The sequence below is a fragment of the Sorangium sp. So ce131 genome, assembly GCF_051519095.1.
In the GTDB taxonomy this organism is placed as follows: Bacteria; Myxococcota_A; Polyangia; order Polyangiales; family Polyangiaceae; genus Sorangium.
On the sequence record NZ_CP150455.1, the window covers coordinates 3,554,143 to 3,571,899 of the forward strand.

The following is a 17,757-nucleotide window of genomic DNA, read 5'->3' on the forward strand; positions in this document are numbered from 1 at the left end:
CGCCCCTCAGCGCGCCGCGCGGTGGTCCGCGATCACGCTCGCCACGCAGCAGGTCAGCCGCTTCCCCATGCCGATGTGCAGGAACTCGTTCGGCCCGTGCGCGTTCGACGCCGGCCCGAGCACGCCCGTGATCAGGAACTGCGCCGCCGGGAACTTCTCCCCGAGCATCGCCATGAACGGGATCGTCCCGCCCTCGCCGATCCCCATCGCCGGCTTGCCGAAGAACGCCTTCGACGACGCCTGCATCGCCGCCTCGAGCCAGGGCGCCGTCGCCGGCGCGTCCCATCCCCCCGACGGCTCGGACACGTGGAACCGCACCTCGGCGCCGTACGGAGGATCCTTCTCCAGCGCCGTCTTCAACGCCTTCGCCGCGGCGCTCGGGTCGACGCGCGGCGGGATGCGCATCGAGAGCTTCGCCTTCGTGAACGGCCGCAGCACGTTCCCCGCGTTCGCGAGCGGCGGCAGCCCCTCGGCGCCGGTCACCGAGAGCGCCGGCCGCCAGGTGCGGTTGAGCAGGAGCTCCGCCGCGTCGTCCGTCACCGGGCGCGCCCCGCCCACCCAGGGGAGCTCGCTCACGACCGTCGCGCCCAGCACCTCGGCCGCGGCGCGCGCCTGCGCCGCGCGCTCCGACGGGATGTTCACGTGCAGCGCGCCGACGAGCACGCGGCCGGTCGCCTCGTCCTCGATGCGCGACAGGAGCTGCCGCAGGATCCGGAAGCTCGAGGGCACCACGCCGCTGCCCACGCCCGAGTGCACGCCCTCGCGCAGGATGTTCACCTCGAGCGTGCCCTGCACCAGGCCGCGCAGCGACGTGGTGGTCCAGAGCTGGTCGTAGTTGCCGCAGCCCGAGTCGAGGCACACGACGAGGCTCGGCCTGCCGATGCGGCCGGCGAGCGCGTCGATGTACGCCGGCAGGTCGCGGCTGCCGCTCTCCTCGCAGCCCTCGATGAGCACCACGCAGCGCGCGTGCGGGATCCGCTGCTCGTGCAAGAGGCGCAGCGCCGCGAGCGACGCGAAGCTCGAGTAGCCGTCGTCGGCGGCGCCGCGGCCGTAGAGCCTGTCGCCCTCGCGCACCGGCTCCCAGGGGCTCAGGCCCTCGCGCCAGCCCGTCATCTCCGGCTGCTTGTCGAGGTGCCCGTAGAGCAGCACCGAGTCGTCGCTCTGGCCCTCTCCCGGCACCTCCATGAAGATCACCGGCGTGCGGCCCTCGATGCGCACCACCTCGACCTTGAGCCCGGGGATCGGCTGCGCCTTGCACCACGCCTCGATGAGCGACGTCGCCCGGTCCATGTGGCCGTTCTCGCGCCAGGCGGGATCGAACGCGGGAGACTTGTTGGGGATGCGGATGTAGTCGTGCAGGGCGGGGACGATCTCCTGCTCCCAGATGGACTCCGAGGACGCGAGCGCTTGGGCGACGTTGAGCTTCGTGGGCATGACCTCTCCGGGCGATCGAACCGAGGAGAGCTCGGCCTGGCCAGCGTGGACCAGCGAGCTCGTTCGTTCTTGTAGCGATTCTCATGAGAATGCCGCAATCCACCGCCGTCGCAATCGCCTCGGGCGCCCCGCTCTGCGCGCCGTCCGCCGCGGCGGGCTGCGGCGGCGCGGGGCCGGCTGCCGGCCCGTCTGCTCCCGCCACGCCCCGCCACGCCCGCCGCGTCGGCCGCGCCCGCCGGTCCGTCCACGCCCGCCGGGCCTCGGGACGGCGACCGTTCGAGGTCAGCTTTCCACGCCGCCTGTCGCGTGCGACCCTCTTGGCGCCATGGGTAAAGTCACCGCGCTCCACATGGACACCATCACCGAGAAATCCGGTCACCAGATGACCGGAATGGCGGTGAGCGTGTGCCTTACCCCCGCGGCCCCGAGCCCCTTGCCGATCCCCTATCCCACGATGGGCACCGTCGCCGAGGGGATCATCGATCCGTGCATGCGCACCAAGATCGAGGGCGCGAAGATCCTCACCGTCGGCGGCTGCATGAAGGCGTGCCACGGCAACGAGCCCGGCACGCTGAAGGAGGTCGTCAGCCTCAACACCGCCGGGCCCTGCTTCCCGTGGCTCGGCGCGCCCAACGTGCTCATCGAGCTCGGCATGGCCGGCATCACCGGCAGCATGGGGCAGATGAACAAGTCGATCACCGTCGGCGCCGGCGCGAGCGCGAGCGGCGCTGGCGGCGGCGGCGGGGGAGGGGGCGGCGGCGGCGGCGGCGCGGGCGGGCCGGGCGGGGGCGGGCCGCAGGGCGCCGGCAACGGCGGCGGCGGCGGCGGCGGGAGCAACCAGGGCGCAGGGCCGCCCAGCCCGCCCGCGGCGCCCCAGGCCGACGGCCAGGCCAACGCAGGGCACCCCGTCGACATCATCACCGGCGCGATGTTCACGCCCCCGGAGACCGACTTCTCCCTGCCCGGCTTCCTCCCGGTCAGCTGGATCCGCACCTACCGCACCTCGTCGGTCCTGCGCGAGTGCGGCATCGGCCGCGGCTGGTCCCACTCCCTCTGCTGGCAGGCCGAGATCCGGGGCGATCGGCTCACCCTGATCGACGAGACCCTCCGCGCGACGACCCTCGCCGTCCCCGCCGGCGACGTCCAGGTGCTGCTCCCCTTCGGCCGGCGCGTGTACTGGGAGGGCGACGCGCTCGTCGTCGATCTCGACGACGGCATCCTCCGCGTCCTCCGGCCCGCGCAGGCGCCCGGCGCGTTCCGGCTCGCGCAGCTGCGCGACCGATCCGGCAACTTCGTCGACGTCACCTGGGACGACCGCGAGGTCGTCCAGATCGTGGACTCGGTCGGCCGCCGCGCGCGGCTCGTCGGGGAGGGCCCGTACAAGAGCTGGTGGGTCGCCATGACCGACGCGGACGGGGTGGAGCACACGAAGCGCCTCGTCACGTACGAGATCGACGCGAAGGGCGACCTCGTCCGCGCCGTCGACGCGGGCGGCGTCGAGACGCGGTACGTGTACGACGACGAGCACTACCTCGTGCTGGAGCAGCAGCCCGGCGGCCTCCGGTACCACTTCGTGTACGCCGACCTCTCGGGGGAGCGGCGCTGCGTGGAGACCTGGGGGGATCTCGAGGGCGCCGACGTGCTCCACGAGATCGGCGCGCCGGAAGCCGCGATGGAGGCGCGCCCCAAGGGCCTCTTCCACATGCGCTTCCAGTACGGGCCCGGACCGCACGAGACCACCGTCATCGACGGCCTCGGCTACCGGTTCCGCTACAAGGGGAACGCGCTCGGCCTCGTCGAGCGCTACGAGGATCCGGCGGGCCAGCAGAAGCACCTCGCGTACAACGCGACGGGCCAGGTCGTGCGCGCCTCCACGCCGGACGGGAGCGAGCGGCGCTCCTACGACGCCATGGGTCGGCTCGCGTCCTTCACGGACGCGATGGGCCGCTCGTTCAGCCTGAAGCGCCGCGAGGACGGCGCCATCCTCGAGGTGCGCGATCCCGCGGGCGCTCGGTATTCCTTCGTCGTCGACGGCCAGGGGCAGACGCTCGAGCGCACCGATCCGCTCGGGGCCACGACGCGGACCACGTACGACAAACGCGGGCGGGTGCTCAGCATCGTGGCGCCCGACGGCTCCGCCGAGACCTTCGAGCACGACGCCCACGGCAACCTCGCCGCGCGGACGCTGCCGGGCGGCGGGACGACGCGGTACACACACGACCTCTTCGGGCAGCTCGTCCGCGTCGAGACGCCGGCGGGCGCCGTCTACGAGCTCGATTACGACAGCCGAGGCCTGCCGGTGCGGGTGCGGGCGCCGGACGGCGTCGTCGTCGAGCGGCAGTTCAACGACGCGCGCCGCCCGGTGTCGATGCGCCATCCAGGCGGCGGCGTCTCGTCCGCGCGTTACGTCGGGCACCTCGTCGTCGAGGAGGTGCAAGCGGACGGCAGCCGCTACCGGTTCGGCTACGACGCGCGGGGCCGGCTCGCCTGGGTCAGGAACCCCGCCGGCGAGCCGCTCACCATCGAGCGGGACGCCTGCGGCCGCGTGATCCGGACGAGGACGTTCTCCGGCGTGGAGACGGCGTACGAGCACGACGTGCGCGGCCGCATCGTGCGCGCCGAGGTGGCCGGCGGCACCGTCCGGAGGATCACCTACAACGCGTGCGGCCAGGTGATCCGGCGGGAGGACGGCGACGTCGCGACCACCCTCGAGTACGACGATCGCGGCTTCGTCGCCCGCGGCACGCGCGGCGCGACGGAGGTGCTGCTCGAGCGCGACGCCGCGGCGCGCATCGTGCGTGAGGAGCAGCGGGTCGGGGGCTGGCGGTACCGGGTGGATCGGGCCTTCAACGAGAAGGGCTGGGCCGCCGCGAAGCGCTACTCGACGGGGTGGCAGGTGCAGCTGGGCCGCGGGCCGAGCAGCGCCATCGCGTCCGTCACGATCGAGTCCGCGGCCGGCGTGGAGCGGATCCTGCGCGAGGTCGACGCCCGCGGGCACGAGACGGCGCGCGTCCGGGAGAACGGCTATGCCGTCCGCACCGAGCGCGACAGCATGGGTCGCCCCGTGGTCACGACGCTGGAGGACGCCGCGGGCAAGCCTGTCCGCGCGCGCCGCTACGCCTGGAGCCAGACCGGCCCGCTCGCGCAGATCGTCGACAGCAGCGCGGGCAGGCGCACGTACGAGCTCGACGTCTTCGGGCGGCCGCTCGTGGTGAGCGGGCTCGGGGCCGAGGAGCGGATCCGGTACGAGCCGAACGGGACCCCGCTGCGCTCCGGCGACGATCGCGTGGGGCCCGGCGGGCGCGTGCTCCGCACGGCCGCCGCGGCGTACACGTGGGACGCGGAGGGGCGGCTCGCGTCGCGCGAGCCCGCGGGCGGCTCCTTCGCCTGGACCTACGCCTACGACGGCCTCGACGCGCTCGTGCGCGCGACGCGCAGCGACGGGCTCGTCGTCCAGTACCACGTCGACGCGTTCAACCGGCGGCTCGGCGAGGTGCGCAGCGACGGGGCGAGCACGTGGTTCGGCTGGGACGATCAGGCCCTGGTCGAGGAGGTGAGCAGCGGCGGCGCCTCGGTGCGGCGGGTCTTCGCCGACGACGAGATCACCCCGCTGCTCGAGGGCAACGCCGCGGGCCCGTGGTGCACCGTCGTCACCGACGCGACCGCGACGCCGTGGCTGATGGTCGACCCGACCGGCGCCGCGACGGGCCAGGAGCTGGGCCCGTTCGGCGCGGTGACCCGGCGGGAGGGGCCCTTCACGGCGCTCCGGTTCGCCGGGCAGCGCCACGACGATCTCACGGGGCTCACCTACCACCGCGCCAGGGTCTACGCCCCGGACCTCGGGACCTTCACCACGCCCGACCCGCTCTGGATCGACGCCTCCATGTTCGAGCTGGCGTTCGTTCCCAACGTCACGCTCTGGGTCGATCCGCTCGGCCTCATCATCCTGCTGATGAGCGACGACCCGACGTGCGTGAACGGCGCGAACGCGCGCGCGGCGTCCACGGGCCAGCTGATCGTGCATTACAGCCAGCTCGGGAACCCGCGGGCGCTGGCCGGCGAGAGCGATCTCTACGTCTACGGGCACGGATCGCCCGGCCAGCTCCACTACGCGGATCCGAGCGGGCGGTTCACGGGGGCCACGATGAACGGCCAGCAGCTCGGGAGCAGCATCGCCGGCGCCGGCTTCACCGGCAGCAACATCCACATGACGGTCTGCCACGGCGGCACCGACCCGCCCGGCCAGCCGGGTGGATCGATCGCGCAGTCGGTGGCGAACGCGACCGGCGCGACCACGGTGGCCTGCGTGGGCGACAGCATGTACGACCACCCCACGATCCCGGGCCTCACGATGGCGGGCCCGGCCGGCTCGATGCAGCCCTTCACCCGCCGCCCCTGACCCCTGGTCTTGGCAGGGATGACGGCGAGAGAAGAGAGATTTCAACGCAAAGGCGCAAAGGCGCAAACCAGAATTTTCTTTGTATTTTTGCGTCTTTGCGCCTTTGCGCCTTTGCGTTGAAATCTCTCGGGATCCCTGGCCAGACTTGTGAGGAACGGAACTAGCTCTCATGCCGCCCGTCTGCGCGAACCTGTCCACGCCGCACGCGTCTCCCCGGGAAGATCTCGTGTTCTGCGCCGCGTTCGCGCTCGCCTGGGCGCAGCTGCGGGCGCGGTTCGGCCCGATCCGGATGGATCCCCAGCCGGCGCTGGCCGACGCGCTCAACGCGGCGGCGCTCGGGCCCGAGGTGGTGGACCCGGCGTGGAGCGTGTCGGGCGCCGGGTTCGGCGGAGAGGGCGTCGTGGAGGCGCTGCGGGCCGAGCTCCTCGCGAAGTTCCCCGACGCGAAGCCGGAGTACCTGCCCGAGGTGGTGCCGGCCGACGCCCTGCTCGCGTACGGCTACCTGAGCAAGGTCCTGAAGTTCGGGACGACGTTCGCGGTGCGGGAAGGGACGTTCAAGAGCGCGCGCGTCCGCGCCTTCGGCCTCGACGGCAGCCCGTTCGGCGCGGACCCGGCGCGCCGGTCGCAGGTCGTCGTGCACGACTGGGCGGCGCCGCAGGACTTCGTGATCGAGCTCGTCGCGGACGATCCGGACAGCCGCGTCCTCGTCGCGCAGATCGCGCCGGCGGAGACGCTGGCGGCGACGGTGGCCAGCGCGCTGGGCCGGCTCGACCGGTCGAGCGGCGCGGCGCGGCAGCTGGCGCGGGACGAGGCGCTCTCGATCCCGCGGCTGAGGCTCGACCTCGAGGGGCGCTTCGGCGAGCTCACGGGTCGGCCCCTGCTCGGCGAGGCGGTGCGCGGCAAGCGCTTCGACGAGGCGAAGCAGCGGGTGCAGTTCCACCTGAACGAGGGCGGCGCCGGGGCGACGTCGGAGGCGGTGATGGGCTCGTACGGCCTGCCGCCGCCCCGGTCGTTCGAGGTGACGGCGCCGTTCCTGGTCCTGCTCCAGCGGCGTGGGGCGAGCGCGCCCTACCTGGCGGCGTGGGTGGAGAGCACCGCCTGGATGGAGGTGCTCGGCGAGGTGGCCCCGCCGGCGGCGCCGCCGGCGGGGTGGGGACCGCCGGCGGGGTGGGGACCGCCGTCGGGGTGGGGGCCGCCGCCGGGCTTCGGGCCCCCGCCCTCCGGCGCCACGTGACGGCGCGGCCTCAAGCCGCCTTGCGGGCCTCCTCGGCCTCGAGCTCGCGGACGATCGGGAGGACCTTCTTGCCGAAGTGCTCCACGTCCTCGAGGTAGTGCAGGAACCCGCCGAGCACGAGGTCCACGCCGACCGCCTTGTACGCCGCGATCCGCCGCGCGATCTGCTCGGGCGTGCCGACGAGCCCCGTGCGGAACCCGTCGTTGTACTGCACGAGGTCCTCGAAATTCGAGTTCGCCCACATGCCCTCGCGCTCCGGCGACGCCCTGCCCGCCTGCCGCACGGCGTCGCCGAAGCCGTTCACCGCCTCGACGTCCGCGTGCGCGATGATGTCGCGCAGCACCTGCCGCGCCTCCTCCTCGGTGTCCCGGGCGATGATGAAGGCGTTCAGCCCGAACTTCACGCGCCGCCCCTCGCGCGCCGCGAGCTCCCGGATCTCCTCCACCTGGGCGCGGACCCCCTCGATGGAGTTGCCGTTCATGAAGTACCAGTCCGACACCCGCGCCGCCATCTGCCGCGCCGCCTTCGAGTTCCCGCCCTGGAAGATCTCGGGGTGCGGCTTCTGCACGGGCTTCGGCTTCAGCGTGAAGTCGTTGATCCGGTAGAAGTCGCCCCGGAGCGAGAAATGGTCCTCGGACCAGATGCCGCGCAGCGCCCGGATGAACTCCTCCGAGCGCCGGTATCGCTCGTCGTGCTCGAGCCACGGCTCGCCGAGGGCCGTGAACTCCCCCTTGAACCAGCCGCTCACCACGTTGACCGCGAACCGCCCGCCCGACAGATCGTCCGCCGTCGCCCCGAGCTTCGCGAGCACGCCGGGGTGCCACAGCCCCGGGTGCACCGCCGCGATCACCCGCAGCCGCTCGGTCGCGAGCAGCAGCGCGAGGCTGAACGACGTCGACTCGTGCTGGTACTCGGCGCCGTAGCTCGCCATGTACCGCACCTGGCTCAGCGCGTACTCGAACCCGCTCTCCTCCGCGAGCCGCGCGAGCTTGCGGTTGTAATCGACGCCCCAGTGCGTGCGCTGCTCGATCTTGCTCACCACCAGGCCCCCGCTGACGTTCGGCACCCAGTACGCGAACTTCACCGGGGCGCGCCCGGAGGGCGCGGCGGACGCGACCGACGCCGTCGACGTTATCGACGCGATGTTACCGTGATCACTCATGATTTCGTTCCTCCATGCGCCCTCGCGCGCGCTCACTCGCCGCCGGCCTCGAACAGCTCGAGCGGCAGCCCGACGAGCGATCGGGGTCTTTGCCCGCTCCTTACGAATAGAAGCTCGGCTCCGGAATCGCGCCGTTCAGCGCGTAGGCGCCGAGCTCGCGCGACTTGTAATCGACGGGGTCGTGCAGCGTATGGGTGCGCAGGTTCCGCCAGAACCGATCCATCCCGGCGCCGGCGCTCGTCGCGCTCGCCCCCATCACCTCGAACATCCCGTTCGTGATCGCGAGCCCGGCGCGCGTCGTCGCCACCTTCGCCGAGGCCACGGCGATCGCGCACGCGCCGCGCTGCTCCAGGCTCAGCCGGTCGCCCTCGCTCCAGGCCGCCTGGAACGCCGCCCCGGCGCGATCGGCGAGCAGCCGCGCCGACTCGAGGTCGAGCCACATGTCGCCATAACGAAGGAGGATGTACGGATCCTCGATCGCGGGCGCCCCCTTCGCCCCGCCCCACGGGCGCCGCCGCGTGCGCGTGGTGTGCCGGGCCTGCTCGAGGGCCCCCTCGGCGATGCCGAGGTACACGTTCGCGAGCGTGAGCTGGGCGAGGCAGGGGCGCAGCGAGGCGAACGGCGATCCGAGCGGCCCCGGCGTCGTGAGCAGCTCGTCCTCGCGCACCTCCACGTCGTCGAGCTCGACGGTCCCGCTGTCGGTCTGCCGCTGACCCATGTTGTCCCAGTCGCCGAGCACGCGGATCCCTGGCCTGCCGGTCGGGACGGCGGCGACCACGAGCTTCGACGTGGCCTCGTCGATCGCGGACACGATGAGCATGTCCGAGTCGCCGGCCCCGGAGCAGAAGCTCTTGGCGCCGCGCACGACGAGGGACTCTCCGCGGCGCTCGAGGCGCGCGCGCGTATCGAGCGGGTTCAGCGCATTCCCCCAGAACCAGCGCTTCTCGACGGTCTCGGCCTGCAGCCGGCTCGCCTGGTCGGCGCTCCCGAAGAGCCGCAGCGTGGCGAGCATCAGGTGATGAAAGCCGAACACGTGGGCAATGGCGCTGTCCGCGCGCGCGATGCGCCGCACGACCTCGAGCACGACCGGCCAGGGCGCCCCGAGGCCTCCCTGGGACGCCGGCACGGAGAGCGAGAGCAGCCCGCTCCGCCGCAGCCGATCGCGCTCCTCCTTGGGCGTCCCGCCGCGTTTGTCCCGCTCCACGGCGGTCGCGGCGAAGTCGCGCGACAGCTCGTCGGCGACCTCCAGCGCGTCGACCGGCGCCTGATGAGCCGTTGTCTTGCTGAGTTGAGCCACTTCGCCCGGCATGTCTCGGCCTCGATGGATAAGAAACGCGGCGGACGCGCGCGGCGCGGTCTGACGCTCTGGCGCGGAGGTGTTGGCACGAGGCGTGCCAGCGCACGTCCAGCGCGCCCCTGGTCCGCAAAGGCAGGATGTCTGTCCGGGGAGTGCTGCTGGAGCAGCAGCGCGCGTGCAGTCGTTGCTGCTGGAGCAGCAACGTCGGCGCCGGTGGTGCGCGCAGTGGCCGCGACGCCCGCCGAAATCGCGGCGCGCTCGCCGCGGGCGCGCCGCGCCGCGGGCGTGGAACGTGCATTCGGTCGAGCGACCAGCGCGCGACCAACACGCGACCGACGTCTCTGGCCGGCGCGGTCAGCCCGGCGACTCACGGGCGAGGAGCCCATCCACGCATGAACATCTTCTGGTTTCTTCCCACGCACGGCGACGGCCGTTATCTCGGCACGTCCGAGGGGGCGCGCCCCGTCTCGCTCTCCTACCTTCGTCAGATCGCCCAGGCCGCTGACGACCTCGGCTATTACGGCGTGCTGCTGCCCACGGGGCGGTCGTGCGAGGACGCGTGGGCGGTCGCGTCGGCCATGATCCCGCTCACCCGGGACCTCCGGTTCCTCGTCGCGCTGCGGCCGGGCATCGTCTCGCCCACGTGGGCTGCCCGCATGGCGTCCACCGTCGATCGCCTGTCGGGCGGCCGCCTGCTGCTCAACGTCGTCACCGGCGGCGATCCCGCCGAGGCCGAGGGCGACGGCGTCTTCCTCGGGCACGACGAGCGTTACGCCGTGACCGACGAGTTCCTCACCATCTGGCGCCGCGTCATGGCCGGCGAGACGGTCGATTTCGCGGGCGAGCACCTCCGCGTGAAGGGGGCGAAGCTCCTGTATCCGCCGATCCAGGCGCCGCACCCGCCGCTCTACCTCGGCGGGTCGTCGCCCGCGGCGCACGCGCTGGCCGCGCGCCACCTCGACGTCTACCTGACCTGGGGCGAGCCGCCGGCCGCCGTGGCCGAGAAGATCGCGGACGTGCGCCGCCGCGCGGCCGCCGAGGGGCGCACCGTGCGCTTCGGCATCCGCCTGCACGTCATCGTCCGCGAGACCGCCGAGGCCGCGTGGGCGGCCGCGAACGACCTCATCCGGCACCTCGACGACCGCGCCATCGCCGCCGCGCAGCAGGCCTTCGCGCGCTTCGACTCCGAGGGCCAGCGGCGCATGGCCGCGCTGCACAACGGGCGGCGCGAGGCGCTCGAGATCAGCCCGAACCTCTGGGCCGGCGTCGGCCTCGTGCGCGGCGGGGCCGGCACGGCGCTCGTGGGCGATCCGGACACGGTCGCGCTCCGCATGCGCGAGTACGCCGAGCTCGGGATCGAGACGTTCATCCTCTCGGGGTATCCGCACCTCGAGGAGGCCTACCGCTTCGCCGAGCTGCTGTTTCCGCGGCTCTCCGTCGGGCGCAAGGGGCCCGAGGCCCGCACGAACCTCACCGGCCCCTTCGGCGAGGTGATCGCCAACGACATCCTCCCCCAGCGATCGCAGAGCTGAGCGCGAGGGCGGCGCGGTCAGCCGTGCGCGGCCGGGAGGCCTCTGCCCGCCGCGCTCACGTCTCCGCTCCTCATCGAGCCCACGTCTCCGCTCCTCATCGAGCCCACGTCTCCGCTCCTCATCGAGCTCACGTCTCCGCTCCTCATCGAGCCCACGTCTCCGCTCCTCATCGAGCCCACGTCTCCGCTCCTCATCGAGCCCACGTCTCCGCGGACTGGGGGCTCCGACGTGGGCGTCGCGATCTCGCCCGACTGGAGCAGGCGCGCGCGCACCGTCTCGCGGGTGACGCCGAGCACCCGCGCCGTCTGCCCCAGGTTGCGCTCGCAGCGGCGGTACACCGTGCGCGTGACGATCTCCTCGATCCGCTCGTAGGCGTTCGGCACCTCGCTGTCGAAGAGCGCCGCGACGGTGCTCTCGAGGGCCGCCATCAGCCCCTCGACGTTGCCCTGCTGGCCGGACAGCGCGGCCAGCGGCGCCCTCGGCTGCGAGCTCGTGAAGCGCAGATCGCCCCTCGTCACGCGGCCCCCGCGGCAGACGAGGTACGCCTGGTGGATCACGTGATCGAGCTCCCGGATGTTCCCTGGCCACCCGTGCGCGAGCAGGGGCTCCGCCGCGGACGCGGCGAGCACGGCTGGCGTCGTCCCCAGCCGGCGCGCGCACGTCGCGAGGAAATGGCGCGCGAGCGGGATGATGTCACCCGGCCGCTCCCGCAGCGGCGGCACCGCGATCGCGGCGCTGTTCAGCCGGGAGAACAGATCCTCGCGGAACCCGCCGGCGGCGACCACGCTCTCGAGCGGGACGCTCGTCGCGGCCACGACGCGCACGTCGATCGGCACCGCGTGGCGCGACCCCGGCCGGACCACCGCGCGCTCCTGCAGCACGCGCAGCAGCTTGGTCTGCAGGCCGAGCGGCAGGTCCCCGATCTCGTCGAGGAAGAGCGTGCCGCCGTCGGCGAGCTCGAGCAGCCCGCGCTTGAGGGCGAGGGTGCCCGAGAAGGCGAGCTGCTCGTGGCCGAAGAGCTCGCTCTCCGCGCGCGACGCCGCGAGCGCCGCGCAGCTGACCGCGATGAACGGCTGCCCGTGGCGCGGGCTGAGCTCGTGCACGTGCCGCGCCAGGATCTCCTTCCCGGTCCCGGTCTCGCCCCGGAGCAGCACGGGCGCGTCGCCCTGCGCGAGCTGCTTCACGCGCTGGAGCAGCCGTTGCGATTTCGGGTCTTCGAAGACGAGGGCCCTGGCGCGCTCGGTGGGAGGCGTCGTCGAGTCCGGGGTGGGGAGCGTGAGCAAGCGCATGGGTCATTCCTCGGGGCGCCAGGGGACGGCTGGCGGGTGTCCTGTGACGGAATCGAAGGGCGCCGCGCGCGGCCCTCCCCCCACGGCCGGATCTCAGGCGGCCGCCTCGCGCGGGGGGAGCGCGAGTCCGGCGCGGAGCACGCTGTCGACGAAGGGCGCGACGACCTCTTCCAGCTTGCCCCCGAGCTCGTCATCGATCTCGAGCAGCCCGTCCTCGCCGAGGCGGAGCGCCTTGTCGAGGAGGAACAGCCCTGCGAGCACGTGCCGCGCGCCGAGCGACTGGAGCACCGGGCGGAGCCCGTAGTCGATGGCGAGCACGTGGGCGATCGTCCCGCCGGTCGCGAGCGGCAGCACCGCCTTCCCGGCGAGCCCGAACTGCGGCAGGAGGTCGAGGAACGCCTTGAGCGCTCCCGTGTACGAGGCCTTGTAGACGGGGGTCGCGATCACGACCCCATCGGCCTCGGCGACGACCCGCGCCGCCTGGGCGACAGCCGGGGAGTCGACCCGCCCGAAGAGGACATCCTCTGCCGGCAGGTCGCGGACGTGGACGGTGGTGACCCGAAACCCGTCGCGCTCGAGCCGAGCCGCGATGCGGGCCGCGAGCGCGGCGGTCTTCGAACGTGCGGTGACGCTTCCCGTGATGATGGCAATGCCTGACATGCAAGCGTCATAACAAAGCCGACGGCGTTCGTCTACTATAACGGATGCTTCCGGCGTCATGGCGGACGCGGCCGGGCCGGCCGCGCCTGCGGCCGGGCTCCCCGGGAGCCTGTTGTCCCGGGGTAGGCGCGCGGCGCCGAGGGGAGCGCACCTCCGGTCGCCCTGCGCCCGCAGGCCGAGCGAACCTACTTCGAAAATACTACTTCCAAAGAAGCCCACGTGCCGTTCCGCGCTGATCGGATCGTGGTGCATGGCGTCCTGTCTCCTGGATGTCGCGAGCAGGCACGTCCTTCACGCAATCGTCCTCGGAACCACCTTGTGCGTGGCGGAGGCTACACAGGCCAGCTCGGGCCCATCACGGCGCCTGTGCCGCGTGGGGCAGCGCACCCTACACCGGCCAGCTCGGACCTACCGCAGCGCCTCGGCCGTTGCGGGCAGCGCGCCGGCGCTGGCGCGGCCGGCCTCGCGGGGGCTGTCGCCGTGCCAGAAAAGGGAGCAGGGCGCCGGTCGGGGGGAACCGGCGCCCTGCTCTGGAGGTAGTCGTGGGGTGGGCGGTCAGCTTACGAGCCCGAGAGGCGAGCAATGCGGAGGATATCTTTCTGGCTCGTCGTGATCCGTGAGAGGGGCTCCCCCTGCGCTCCGCCTTCCGCCTTCCGTCTTCCGTCTTCCGTCTTTCGTCTTTCGTCTTCCGTCTTCCGTCTTCCGTCTCTCGTCTTTCGTCTGGCCTCCACGTCTTTCGTGATCGTGATCGTGATCGTGATCGTGATCGTGCTCGCTCCTTCCGTCTCATGCTCCCTGTGTTCGGGTCAGATCGATCACGATCACGATCACGATCACGAGAGACGAGAGACGAGAGACGAAAGGTGAGAGAGAGACGAGGGACGAAAGACGAGGGACGAAAGACGAGGGACGAAAGACGAGGGACGAAGGACGAGGGACGAAAGACGAAACACCGGGGCGGGATGAACCGTGCCGGGAGCTCTTTCCGGGCTCCTGATGCCCGCTACCTCGTCGCTAGAGCAAGATCGGGTCGCAATTCGTGAAGTTGAACACCGTCATCGTGATGAACGACCCGGGTGATTCGAAGATCGAATCCGGATTGTGGCGCTGCGCATAGAAGAGATCAAGCTTGTACACGTTCCCGACCACGAGATCGAGCTCCTCGGCCCTCGTGCTGATCGCGTAGGCTTCTCCGACGGTGTCGTGGATCCCGCCGAAGTCCACGGCGAGCTTGCCGTCGATGAACACCCACAGATCGCCGCTGCCGGCGAACACGAGATAATCGTACTTCTCGTACCTGAACTCCATGTGGAGCTCGTACGTGAAGTAGTAATTGTGTCCTTCGGAGCCTTCTGCAAAACCCTTGCCGTCGGCGGGGAAGAACTCCTCATCGCTGTAGAGGCCCTTCCCGAACTCGTTCAGCTCGACGGGGAGCGTGTACTGGAACGACTTGTTCACGCCCTCGACGTCGTGAAACCACTGGTAGAACTGCTCTTCGCCCGCCGTCTGATTCTCGACGCCGCCCGGGTTGTACTCCGGGTTGTAGATCGGCTTCCTGGTGTCGTCGTCGATCTCGTCGAGGACGATTCTCCTGGTGACCTGCTGCCCGTTCGGGAAGGACCCGAAGTCCGGATGCGGGTCGGGTTCGCCAGGTCCCCTGAAATCGCGGATGATCCCCGTGATCTTTGGCGCGCAGATCTCCCCTCCGCCCGCGCCGCCGGAGCCGCCCGCGCCGCCCGCGGCCACGACGGGCTCGCTCCCGCTCACGATGGTGGCGGTCTCGGCCGCACACCCCATGAGCGCGAGCGCGCCCGCCGCGAGGAGGCTCACGCGCGCGCGCGGCGAGCCGCGGCGGCGCCGCGCCTCGCGCGGGGCCATGGCCGCCGACGCTCGCGTCATGCCTCCTGGATGCCGCCGAGCCCGCCGCTCCTTCTCGCCATCACGCGCGGTCGCGTGGTCCTTCATGGGGCCGCGCTCGCGAGCCGGCGGACCCGCTCGGCGTGGGGGCTCGACGGGAACCGGGCGAGGAACGCCTCCGCGCGCGTCCGCGCCTCGTCGGCGCGCCCGAGCCGCGCGAGCACCTGGATCGCGAGGAACTCCCTCTCCGCCACGAGCTGGCCGCGCGGGAACTCGGTCCGGTGCTGGTTCACCGCGGCGAGCGCCGCGGCCGGGTCCTGCGCGAGCGCCGCCCGGGCCTGCTCCAGGAGCTTGGCCTCCCGCCCGACATCGCCCTCGGGCGCCGCCGTCTCCGCCGGCGCAGCAGGCCGGGTGTTCCGCGGCGGCTGCCGGGACGGCTCGGGCGCGCGCGCGGGCTCCTCCGGCGGCGGCGCCGCCGCCGGCGGCGCCGCCGGTTCCGGAGAGCCCACGACGTCGCGCGCGCTCGCGAGCAGGCGCGACGCCGGCAGGTGCTCGAGCGCGGCCGGCTCCGCGGCCGAGGCGGCGCTGCCCTGCGTTCCCCGGATCACGCCGTAGATCGCCATCCCGCCGAGCCCGATGCCCGCCGCGAGGAAGATGCCCTTGACCCACATCGGGAGCATCGACCCTGTGCCCGCCGCCGTGGGCGGACCGAGCGGCCCCACCCGCGCCGCGGTGCGCGTGAACTCGGCGGGCGTCATCGTCCGCGGGCGCGACGCGACGCGGAGGAGCTCGCGAGCCCCCTCCGGGGCGCCCCCGCCGGCCTCGATCCATCGCTTCGGATCGCTCATGTTCCCCCCCGACGCGTTTGCTCAGCCTGGTTCTTCTTCAGCAGCATGGCGAACTCTTTGCGTGCCGCGTGCAGGCGCGAGTAGACGGTCCCGACGGGGACACCGACCAGGGTCGCGATCTCGCTGCAGGGCATCTCCTCGATCTCGAACATCACGAACACCGCCCGCCGGTCGATATCCATCGCCTCGAGGATGGCCTCGAGCTGCAGCTTCGCCTGCTCATGGGAGGTGAGCTCTTCCGGACCCCGCCCGGAGTCCGGGACGTCGTCCACCACCTCGCCGAGCCGCTCGCGCCGCGTGTGCGCGCGGCGGCGGTGGGCCGCGGCGACACGCCGGCAGATCGCGAAGAGCCAGGTCGTAATCGGGCAGGCCCAGTCGAACGACGAGAGCCTCCGCTGGACGACGATGAAGACGTCCTGGAACGCGTCCTCGAGGTCCGGTTGATGGATGCCGAACCGTTGCAAGGTGGCCCAGACGAAGCCGCCGTGCTCGGCATGTAGGGCGACGAGGTCGGTCGGCGGCCGCCGGGCGCCGCCGATGACCTCCGCGTGCAAGCATTGCTCCACGGATCGTTGAATGCTGGCGGCGCCGGTTTCCTTCATCAAAAAGTGACCCCCATGCCCCCGAAGATGGAGCCCGCGACCGGCGGCGGCGAGAACAGCGGATCCGACGGCTTGCCCTCCTGGATCCAGTTGTACCGTTTGGGGATGATGAGGTCGATCCCGGTCTCGAGCCGGAGCGGACCCACGACGCGCACGGCGCAGCGAGCCCCCACCGCGCCGGCGCGCCAGCGGCGCGCACCGGGGTCGCGCGGCTTGAAGGCCGTGGCGTTGTCGTCGGATCCGTACACGACGGTGTGGAGGGCGCCCAGGAACCCCCGGCCGCACACGCCGAGCACCACCGACGGGCCGTGGATCGCCTCCACACACCCGCCGAGCCAGGCCGCGGTCATGCCGGAGCCGAGACTCTGGGTCGGCCCGCGCTGCTCCGGGAGCCACATCATGCCCGCCGACAGCGTGACGGGCGGCAGGAACCACCACCCGCGCGACAGGAACGACCACCCGCGCGGCAGGAACGTCCACTCGCCCGAGACGGCGACGCCGGGCGCGACGTCAGGCAGAACACCGTAGACGGCGAGCCCGCGCACGATGGCCGCGCCCGCGGGCGGCAGGTGCTCGGGCTTTGTCCCCCGCGGGGGCTCGGCCGCGGGCCGGCGGGGGAACGGCGTTTCCCGGGGGCGCGCCCGAGGCGCCGGGCGCGGCGGCTGCTCGGCCGGCGCTGACGGGGGCGCCGGGCGCGGCGGCTGCTCGGCCGGCGCCGGCTCGGGCGCGGCGGGCGGGGAGAGCGCGGCCTCGGGGTCGATCGTCAGGGCGATCGCCAGCGCCGCCGCGTCGGCGATCCCCGCGCAGGTCATCGTGCGGTCGGTGAGGAGGCGCACGCTGGGCGGGGCGCCTTCACACGTGGTCCGGATCTGGACCGACCAGGCGCCGGGCTGCCCCTGCACCACCGTCTCGATCGAGGGACCGCTGCCCGCCGTCACGAGGTCCCGCCCGAGCCGCCGCGCGATGTCGGCCCGGATCTGGGACGCCGTGGGGCAGTGCTCCACCGCGCCTTCCAGGCGCACCCACGACAGATCCACGGTCCCGAAGTCACACGCCGCGCGCGCCGCGGCGGGCGACAGCGCCATGCACGCGCAGACGAGGGCGATCAGGAGACGAGCGGCCCGCGCGCTCACCATCGGCGGCAGCGCCCACGGCTCGCGCGCGACGGAGCGAGCGGGGGGGGTGCGTCGCGTCATGACGTAGAAAATGTTAGAACCATTGCAATTCGGAGCGAGACGTCCGTGTATACCTGCTGCCGCGCAAAATTACAGCACTTCCCGTGCGGGCAAGCGCTCCTGGTGTGGCGTGGAGGGCGGCCCGCGATGACGGTGGTGCACCTCGGCATCGATCTCGGATGGGTGGAGGGCGGCCCGCAATATTACGGAGGGGCGGGCGCTCGTGGGGCGGCGCTGCGCGTGGCAGCGATGCGGTCGCCGCGCCGTG

At 72.5% G+C, this 17,757-nt stretch carries 12 protein-coding genes; 3 read left to right on the forward strand and 9 right to left on the reverse strand.

The genetic code is table 11. From position 1 onward, the window contains the following. Positions 1-6 precede the first annotated feature (6 nt). Positions 7-1,434, reverse strand: coding sequence for a M20 family metallopeptidase (locus WMF43_RS13175; protein WP_437680301.1), 1,428 nt, complete (start codon positions 1,432-1,434; stop codon positions 7-9). 325 nt (positions 1,435-1,759) lie between these two features. Here WMF43_RS13175 and WMF43_RS13180 point away from each other — a divergent pair, with 325 nt between their 5' ends. After that, a complete protein-coding gene (locus tag WMF43_RS13180; RefSeq protein ID WP_437680302.1) occupies positions 1,760-5,833 on the forward strand; it encodes a PAAR-like domain-containing protein in 4,074 nt (1,357 codons plus the stop codon). A gap of 169 nt (positions 5,834-6,002) precedes the next feature. Continuing rightward, positions 6,003-7,067, forward strand: a complete 1,065-nt coding sequence (locus WMF43_RS13185) for a hypothetical protein (RefSeq protein ID WP_437680303.1) — start codon at positions 6,003-6,005, stop codon at positions 7,065-7,067. A 10-nt stretch (positions 7,068-7,077) separates the two neighbouring features. Here WMF43_RS13185 and sfnG read toward each other — a convergent pair whose 3' ends face one another. Together sfnG and WMF43_RS13195 are read right to left on the reverse strand one after the other, a co-directional pair. Beyond that, a complete protein-coding gene (gene sfnG / locus WMF43_RS13190; protein WP_437680305.1) occupies positions 7,078-8,229 on the reverse strand; it encodes a dimethylsulfone monooxygenase SfnG in 1,152 nt (383 codons plus the stop codon). A gap of 100 nt (positions 8,230-8,329) precedes the next feature. Further along, positions 8,330-9,538 (reverse strand): acyl-CoA dehydrogenase family protein, encoded by a 1,209-nt coding sequence (locus WMF43_RS13195; RefSeq protein WP_437680307.1) that lies wholly within the window; start codon positions 9,536-9,538, stop codon positions 8,330-8,332. 380 nt (positions 9,539-9,918) lie between these two features. Between WMF43_RS13195 and ssuD the strand changes: the two genes are divergently transcribed. Further along, positions 9,919-11,058 carry an FMNH2-dependent alkanesulfonate monooxygenase gene (gene ssuD / locus WMF43_RS13200; protein WP_437680309.1) on the forward strand — a complete coding sequence of 380 codons (1,140 nt, stop codon included), beginning with the start codon at positions 9,919-9,921 and terminating at the stop codon, positions 11,056-11,058. A gap of 17 nt (positions 11,059-11,075) precedes the next feature. Here the strand turns inward: ssuD and WMF43_RS13205 are convergent, their stop codons facing one another. The 6 genes from WMF43_RS13205 to WMF43_RS13230 all read right to left on the reverse strand — a co-directional run bounded on the left by WMF43_RS13205 (position 11,076) and on the right by WMF43_RS13230 (position 17,510). Beyond that, positions 11,076-12,347, reverse strand: coding sequence for a sigma 54-interacting transcriptional regulator (locus tag WMF43_RS13205; protein WP_437680311.1), 1,272 nt, complete (start codon positions 12,345-12,347; stop codon positions 11,076-11,078). 93 nt (positions 12,348-12,440) lie between these two features. After that, positions 12,441-13,007: an NADPH-dependent FMN reductase gene (gene ssuE / locus WMF43_RS13210; protein ID WP_437680313.1), complete on the reverse strand. Its 567-nt coding sequence runs from the start codon at positions 13,005-13,007 to the stop codon at positions 12,441-12,443. Positions 13,008-14,021: 1,014 nt separating this feature from the next. After that, positions 14,022-14,906: a fibro-slime domain-containing protein gene (locus WMF43_RS13215; RefSeq protein ID WP_437680315.1), complete on the reverse strand. Its 885-nt coding sequence runs from the start codon at positions 14,904-14,906 to the stop codon at positions 14,022-14,024. Between the two features lie 62 nt (positions 14,907-14,968). Next, the gene (locus tag WMF43_RS13220; RefSeq protein WP_437680317.1) at positions 14,969-15,712 is read right to left on the reverse strand and encodes a tetratricopeptide repeat protein; all 744 of its coding nucleotides are present in this window, start codon (positions 15,710-15,712) and stop codon (positions 14,969-14,971) included. Continuing rightward, positions 15,709-16,278 (reverse strand): RNA polymerase sigma factor, encoded by a 570-nt coding sequence (locus WMF43_RS13225; RefSeq protein ID WP_437680319.1) that lies wholly within the window; start codon positions 16,276-16,278, stop codon positions 15,709-15,711. Before WMF43_RS13225 ends, WMF43_RS13220 begins: the two co-directional genes overlap by 4 nt. A 35-nt stretch (positions 16,279-16,313) precedes the next feature. Further along, positions 16,314-17,510: a hypothetical protein gene (locus tag WMF43_RS13230; protein ID WP_437680320.1), complete on the reverse strand. Its 1,197-nt coding sequence runs from the start codon at positions 17,508-17,510 to the stop codon at positions 16,314-16,316. Positions 17,511-17,757: the final 247 nt, after the last annotated feature.